The 6,742-nt window shown below is 42.7% G+C and carries 4 protein-coding genes; 1 reads left to right on the top strand and 3 read right to left on the bottom strand.

The window, feature by feature from the left end:
* A partial coding sequence (gene nifJ, locus F8R90_RS23470; RefSeq protein ID WP_196512684.1) for a pyruvate:ferredoxin (flavodoxin) oxidoreductase occupies window positions 1–2,561 on the top strand: 2,561 nt, incomplete at its 5' end.
* Window positions 2,562–2,585: 24 nt separating this feature from the next.
* Here the strand turns inward: nifJ and F8R90_RS23465 are convergent.
* The 3 genes from F8R90_RS23465 to F8R90_RS23455 all read right to left on the bottom strand — a co-directional run bounded on the left by F8R90_RS23465 (window position 2,586) and on the right by F8R90_RS23455 (window position 6,528).
* Window positions 2,586–3,500 carry a DUF1338 domain-containing protein gene (locus F8R90_RS23465; RefSeq protein WP_196512683.1) on the bottom strand — a complete coding sequence of 305 codons (915 nt, stop codon included), beginning with the start codon at window positions 3,498–3,500 and terminating at the stop codon, window positions 2,586–2,588.
* Between the two features lie 100 nt (window positions 3,501–3,600).
* On the bottom strand, window positions 3,601–4,920 hold the full coding sequence (locus F8R90_RS23460) for an acetyl ornithine aminotransferase family protein (protein ID WP_196512682.1): 1,320 nt from the start codon (window positions 4,918–4,920) through the stop codon (window positions 3,601–3,603).
* Between the two features lie 369 nt (window positions 4,921–5,289).
* Entirely contained in the window at window positions 5,290–6,528 is a 1,239-nt protein-coding gene (locus F8R90_RS23455; protein WP_196512681.1) for an RNA-guided endonuclease InsQ/TnpB family protein, read from the bottom strand.
* Window positions 6,529–6,742 lie beyond the last annotated feature (214 nt).

Raw genomic sequence — 6,742 nt, 5'->3', positions numbered from 1 at the left:
CCTACCCCCTGCCCCCTGCCCCTCTGCCTAAAATTATTGGTGGTCGTTACGGTCTTTCTTCTAAAGAATTTACGCCGGCGATGGTGAAGGGCATCTTTGACAATCTTGCTCAAGCTAAACCAAAAAATCACTTTACTATTGGGATTAATGACGACGTTAGTCATACTTCCTTGAGTTTTGACCCTAACTTCTCTACAGAATCGGATAATGTTGTCAGGGCAATGTTCTATGGGTTAGGCGCTGATGGTACTGTTGGGGCTAACAAAAACTCCATCAAGATTATTGGTGAAGAAACCGACAATTACGCCCAAGGCTATTTTGTCTACGATTCCAAAAAATCTGGCTCGATAACCGTCTCTCATCTACGTTTCGGTAAAGAGCCAATTCGCTCTACCTACCTAATTGACCAAGCTAACTTTATTGGTTGCCATCATTGGGGATTTCTGGAACGCATAGATATTTTGAAGGCTGCTATTCCTGGGGCGACTTTGCTGCTTAACAGTCCATACAATGCAGATACCGTCTGGGAATATCTACCGTTGAAGGTGCAGCAGCAAATTATCGACAAGCATTTGAAATTATACGTAATCAATGCTAGCCAAGTTGCCCGTGAAAGTGGCATGGGTGGCAGAATTAACACGATTATGCAGGTATGCTTCTTTGCTTTAGCGGGTGTCTTGCCGCAAGAAGAAGCGATCGCTAAAATCAAACAAGCGATAGACAAAACCTATGGTAAAAAAGGTGTAGAAGTTGTCCGCATGAACTTGCAAGCTGTAGACAACACCCTAGACAACTTGCATAAAGTAGATGTCCCACAAACAATCCTCAATACAGACGCGATTAATCGCGCCTCTACTTCAAACTTTTGTACAGACGCGATTAATCGCGTCTCTCCTCTTAACTCCGCTCCCGAATTTGTGCGGGAAGTTTTGGGGAAAATTATGGTGTGGGAAGGTGATGATTTACCTGTTAGCACATTACCAGTTGACGGCACCTTTCCCGTAGGTACTGCCAAATGGGAAAAACGTAACGTTGCCGAAGAGATACCTGTGTGGGAGCCGGATGTCTGCGTACAATGTGGTAAGTGCGTCATGGTTTGTCCCCATAGCGCTATCCGTGCAAAGGCTTATCAACCGGATGAGTTAGTCAATGCACCAGAAACATTTAAGTCAACTGGTGCAAAAGATAAAGACTTTGCCAATCAAAAATTTACCATTCAAGTTGCTCCAGAAGATTGTACGGGATGCACTATTTGTGTAAATATTTGCCCTGCTAAAGATAAATCTGAGCCATCGCAAAAAGCGATTAATATGGCACAACAGTTGCCATTGCGAGAACAAGAGCGAAAAAACTGGGATTTCTTTTTGAGTTTACCTAATCCTGATAGGCGATCGCTAAAATTAAACCAGATTCGTCAACAACAACTGCAAGAACCTTTATTTGAATTCTCTGGTGCTTGTGCAGGTTGTGGTGAAACACCTTATTTAAAATTATTAACACAACTGTTTGGCGATCGCGCTGTCATCGCCAATGCTACAGGTTGTTCTTCAATCTATGGCGGAAATCTCCCCACAACTCCTTGGACAACCAACGCCCAAGGACGCGGCCCGGCGTGGTCTAATAATCTATTTGAAGATAACGCCGAATTCGGTTTTGGCTTCCGCCTCTCCCTTGACAAACAAGCCGAGTTTGCGGCGGAATTGCTGCACAAGTTGGGGAGTGAAATAGATGAAAACCTTGCTCAGTCAATCCTCAAAGCTGAACAAAAATCTGAAGCTGATATTTGGGAACAGCGCGAAAGAATAGAACTTTTGCAGCAGAAGTTAGATGAAATTGTAACTTTCGACCCCAATCTAAAATCCAAAATTCAAAATCTCAAATCTCTTGCTGATTACTTGGTGAGAAAAAGCGTCTGGATTGTTGGCGGTGATGGTTGGGCTTATGATATTGACTTTGGCGGCATCGATCATGTAATTGCTAGTGGTCGGAATGTCAACATTTTAGTGATGGATACAGAAGTGTATTCTAATACAGGCGGTCAATCTTCCAAAGCTACCCCACGAGCCGCAGTTGCTAAATATGCCGCTAGTGGCAAGCCTGCACCTAAAAAAGACTTAGGGATGATTGCCATGACCTACGGAAATGTCTACGTAGCGAGTGTAGCCCTTGGTGCTAGAGATGAACATACCCTGAAAGCATTTTTGGAAGCAGAAGCTTATGATGGCCCATCACTAATTATTGCTTACAGCCATTGCATCGCCCACGGCATTAACATGACCACAGGGATGAATCATCAAAAAACTCTGGTAGAATCAGGTCGTTGGTTGCTGTATCGGCATAATCCAGAGTTGCTCAACCAGGGTAAAAATCCTTTGCAATTGGATATGCGATCGCCTACGCAATCTGTAGAACATTCTATGTATCAAGAAAATCGCTTCAAAATGCTCACAAAGAGCAAACCCGACGTTGCCAAGAACTTGTTAGAACAAGCCCAAGCTGAGGTAGATACACGTTGGCAGATGTACCAATATCTGGCAAAACGCGATATTTCCAACCCTTGAAGCCTTGGTAAGACTTACTCTGAACTACTTAGAAAGACGAGTCATTTCAAACAGTTGCTGGGCATTACTTCCTAAAAAAGCATCGAAAAGTACCTGCTTTCCAGGCTCTACTTCTACTAGATAGCGCTGGGCAATTTCATAATAGGCATAAGTCCAAGGGATCTGAATTTCTGCGCCACTATTATCATCTAACACTGTTACCATTTCTGTGACTGCTTGAGTTGCAGTTTGCCGTAAACCACAAGCAACATTTCCCTCTATCTCTGCTTTCATTGGTACACCCAGATTAGCCAAAGCACTGGCGGTACTATCAATGTCTGGATATTGTGGAGTATTCTGGCCGTTGACGTAGCCTGTAAAATGGTTGACACCATATCCATGCAGCAACACCCAAGCCCCATACTGAGTAACTTCATTCACCTCTTCGACAACAGAACGCTGGGGAGGTAGCCAAGGGCGGGTAAAGACTTGCTGGAATTGTTTAGCAATGGTTTCAACGTTTCCGTCTTGTTTGAGAATACTAAGGGGTGAAGTCAGTTCGTCTGGGATTGAAGATACTGTTTTAGAGATGAGTTGGGCAATATTAGCAGGCAATTCATCGACAATCAACTCGCTGATAAACAGCTTAGGTAAGTGAATTTCTTCTTGCTGCGGATGACGATAATGACGAGCATACAGATGAGTTTGAGCAAAATTATACTCTCCAGCCGCCTCGTAACCTAAAGCTTCTGCAAGTTGCGCGAGGTAGTCAATTCCCAAGTTAACTTGACCCTGTGGAGTATCTACTAATAAACGCAGAGACCGAAAGGCGATGTGGTCATTGGTAACTGTTCCACCCGCCGCAGTAATCATTTGTTGATAAGTACGGGCATGATTCACTCTGGCGCTATATTCTTGCCAAAGTAATTTCCATAAATTAAGGGCTATTTCGGGTTTCATATAGATTAGTCATTAGTTATTAATCATTTGTCAAGGAAGGGTCAAGAGTCAAAAGTTAGGAAATCTCCCTCTGCGCACCACTCCTCACTCCCCTAATATTTTAAGAACTTAAAATCTCGCTGATAATCTGAAGGGCAATTTGAATTTGGTCGCTGTCAATAACTAGAGGGGGACAGAAACGAATTGCTGCTTTACCGCAACCTAGCAATAATAAACCGCGTAAAAATGCTTCTTGGATAATGTGATCGCGCAATTTATGATCAAGATTACCCTGTTCATCCAATAAGTCCACCGCTACCATCAAACCCTTACCTCGTGGCGGCGATACTCTGGGAAATTTTTGATGCAACTGGGTAAGACTAGCTTGTAAAATTTCTCCCATCTGGGTAGCATTGGCCATTAAATCACTTTCCAGCAGTCGCAGTGTAGCAATACCAGCAGCACAAGCTACGGGATTACCGCCAAATGTGGTAGCGTGAGAACCGGGAGGCCAAGTCATTAACTCTGGTCTGGCAAGTATCGCTCCTAATGGCAGACCACTCGCGATACCTTTAGCAGTGGTAATGATATCAGGCATGACTCCCCAATGCTCGATCGCAAATAAGCGACCAGTCCGCCCCATTCCCGCTTGCACTTCATCCACTACCATCAGAATACCGTGGCGATCGCAAATATCCCGAATCCGTTTTAAAAAACCATCCTCTGGTACGATATACCCACCCTCTCCTTGAATCGGCTCAACTACGATCGCCGCTACTTCTTGCGGTGGTAAAATTGTGCCAAATAGCTGTTGTTCCAGGTAATCCAAACTAGCGTGAGTACCATAGGGGATATGAGTCACCCCAGGAACTAAAGGCCCAAAATTAGCTCGCTGCACTGCTTTGGAACCAGTGAGAGACATTGCCCCATAAGTGCGTCCGTGAAATGCGCCTAAGAATGCTACGATTAGCGATCGCTTGGTGTAATATCTAGCTAGTTTGATCGCTCCTTCGTTAGATTCTGCCCCGGAATTGGTGAAAAATACTTTTGCGGGAAACCCAGTATTACTCTGTGGCTGGGGAAAGGGAGCGCGAATTGCTAATTGTTCCGCTAATTCCACCATTGGCTCATAATAAAAATCCGTCCCTGACATGTGCAGCAGACGTTCGGACTGTTCTTGAATTGCTTTGACAACTTCGGGGTGGGCGTGTCCGGTGGCGGTAACGGCAATACCTGCGGTCATATCCAGAAATACATTACCATCCACATCTTCTACCATACAGCCTTGCCCGCGAGATACAACTAACGGGTAATCGCGGGTGTAAGAAGGGGAAGTTACGGCGCGATCGCGTTGTACAATTGCTTGAGCACGAGGCCCAGGTAAGGAAGTTACTAAACGTGGTGTACGAGGTAAATTTAAGTTAATAGGAATACTTAACATAATTTTTTCCAATCTTTTAAAGATTACTGATGATTAAACGCTAAAGGCTGATTGCTTACGGTAGCATTTGATTCAGTTGGTGTAAGAATTATGCATTTACCGAAAAATTAGAGTAAACGTCTGCGATTACGGAAAATTACAGATAATTTTTCATGAATCCTTAGAGGTATTTCACGAAAAAGCTTCACGGTCAAGACTTTCGGATTTTTTTAAGACTCTTGCCCGTTTTTATAACACACATTCCGCAGGTGCCGCGTCATATTGTATTTTTGAAGCATGACAGCTTCACCATTACATATCAGGCTACAAGATATTGACCTCCGTGGTAGAGTCGCAGATATATGTAATGAGATGAACTTAGTGAACTACCTACACTGACCTGACGGTACAGTGTAGGCTTCCCAATTCATTGGGGATTGCCTCAACCTTCGTAGATTTTTTACGTCCTGAAGACTTTGGTCTTACATCCCCTCCAAGGGCAGAAGCGCTAGTTCCTAACGCCCATAATCGCAATCCTTCATTTTTGATATTTATAGCAGCATTGATGTCTCTATCATGCTGCTTATGGCAGTGTGGACAATCTACAAACCTAATACCCAATGAATCATAACCATTTTGCAATATTGGGATTGGTAGCAGAGTCTCACTACAAAGTTGAGATGACGGGAAGAAACGATTAATTTCCTGATATGTATGCCCAAATCTCTCAGCTTTATATTTCAACATAGTGAGGAACATTCCCCATCCTTGGTCACTAATAGCTTTTGCAAGGTTAGGATTATTCACCATGTTTTTAACTGCCAAATCTTCTACACAAATAACTTGGTTTTCGTATGCTATTTTGCGAGATAGCTTGTGTAGAAAATCCTCTCTTACTCTAGCGATTTTGCTAGAAAGTTTGGCGACTATTCCTTTAGCTTTACGACGTTTGTTTGAAGTCTTATCTGTCTTTTTAGCTAATTTCTTCTGTTTGCGTTTTCTATTCTTCTCTAAGTTAGCTAATCTCTTTTTAGGTAGGTCATATTTTGAACCAACTGACGTTATAGCAAAGTTCTTTAATCCTAAATCCACACCGATTGCGTCTCTAATAGCTACTACTGGCGTATTTTCTTGATTAAAAAGAATAGATGCGTAGTATTTACCGTCAGCATTTCTCGATATTGTTACAGTCGTGAATTTTGCATCCGGTAATTCTTTGTGAAACACGGTTTTCATTAAACCCAAATTCCCAGGAAACTTAATCACAGAGTCCTCTGACATCAGTTTCACGTTTTGGGGATATTGAATAGATTGCAAAGCATGTTTAGATTTAAAGTTAGGGAATTTAGCGCGTCCTTCAAAGAAGTTGACAAAAGCACTTGAAAGGTTAAATGTGACGCGCTGCAATACTTGACTGTACGCAAGTCCTAACCATTCAAATTCTTTTTTTAACCCAGACAGTAACTTATCCATTGCTGCCTTAGAAAGACCTTTCCCCGTTTCTTTATACGCAATAGTAGTGGCATTAAGCATATAATTCCACAACCATCGGGTATTACCAAAACATTGAGCTAGATGAGATTCTTGCTCATCAGTGGGATAAATTCTAACTTTAATTGCTCTATACATGGCATCGACCTTACCGTGTTTACTTATTCACAGTAACACATATTTCGACGATTGAATTATCAAAAACAAATATTTTGTTTGTTTCGTCGCAGTAGTCTTTCCTGTTTTCGCTACGCTCAAATATGGTCAGACTACACTCCTCAACTCACGCACATTCATCACAACACTGAATGGAGTACCATTTCAGTGTGAGCCTTCTGCTGTTTAAGGTAAA

The organism is Nostoc sp. NZL, from assembly GCF_015714705.1.
GTDB lineage: Bacteria > Cyanobacteriota > Cyanobacteriia > Cyanobacteriales > Nostocaceae > Nostoc > Nostoc foliaceum_A.
This window is presented reverse-complemented; position numbering and strand designations above follow the sequence as displayed.

Coding starts and splice junctions, on each gene's coding strand:
- F8R90_RS23465 (WP_196512683.1), bottom strand. CDS start 3,500: ATGAAACCCGAAATAGCCCTTAATTTATGGAAATTACTTTGGCAAGAA.
- F8R90_RS23455 (WP_196512681.1), bottom strand. CDS start 6,528: ATGTATAGAGCAATTAAAGTTAGAATTTATCCCACTGATGAGCAAGAA.
- F8R90_RS23460 (WP_196512682.1), bottom strand. CDS start 4,920: ATGTTAAGTATTCCTATTAACTTAAATTTACCTCGTACACCACGTTTA.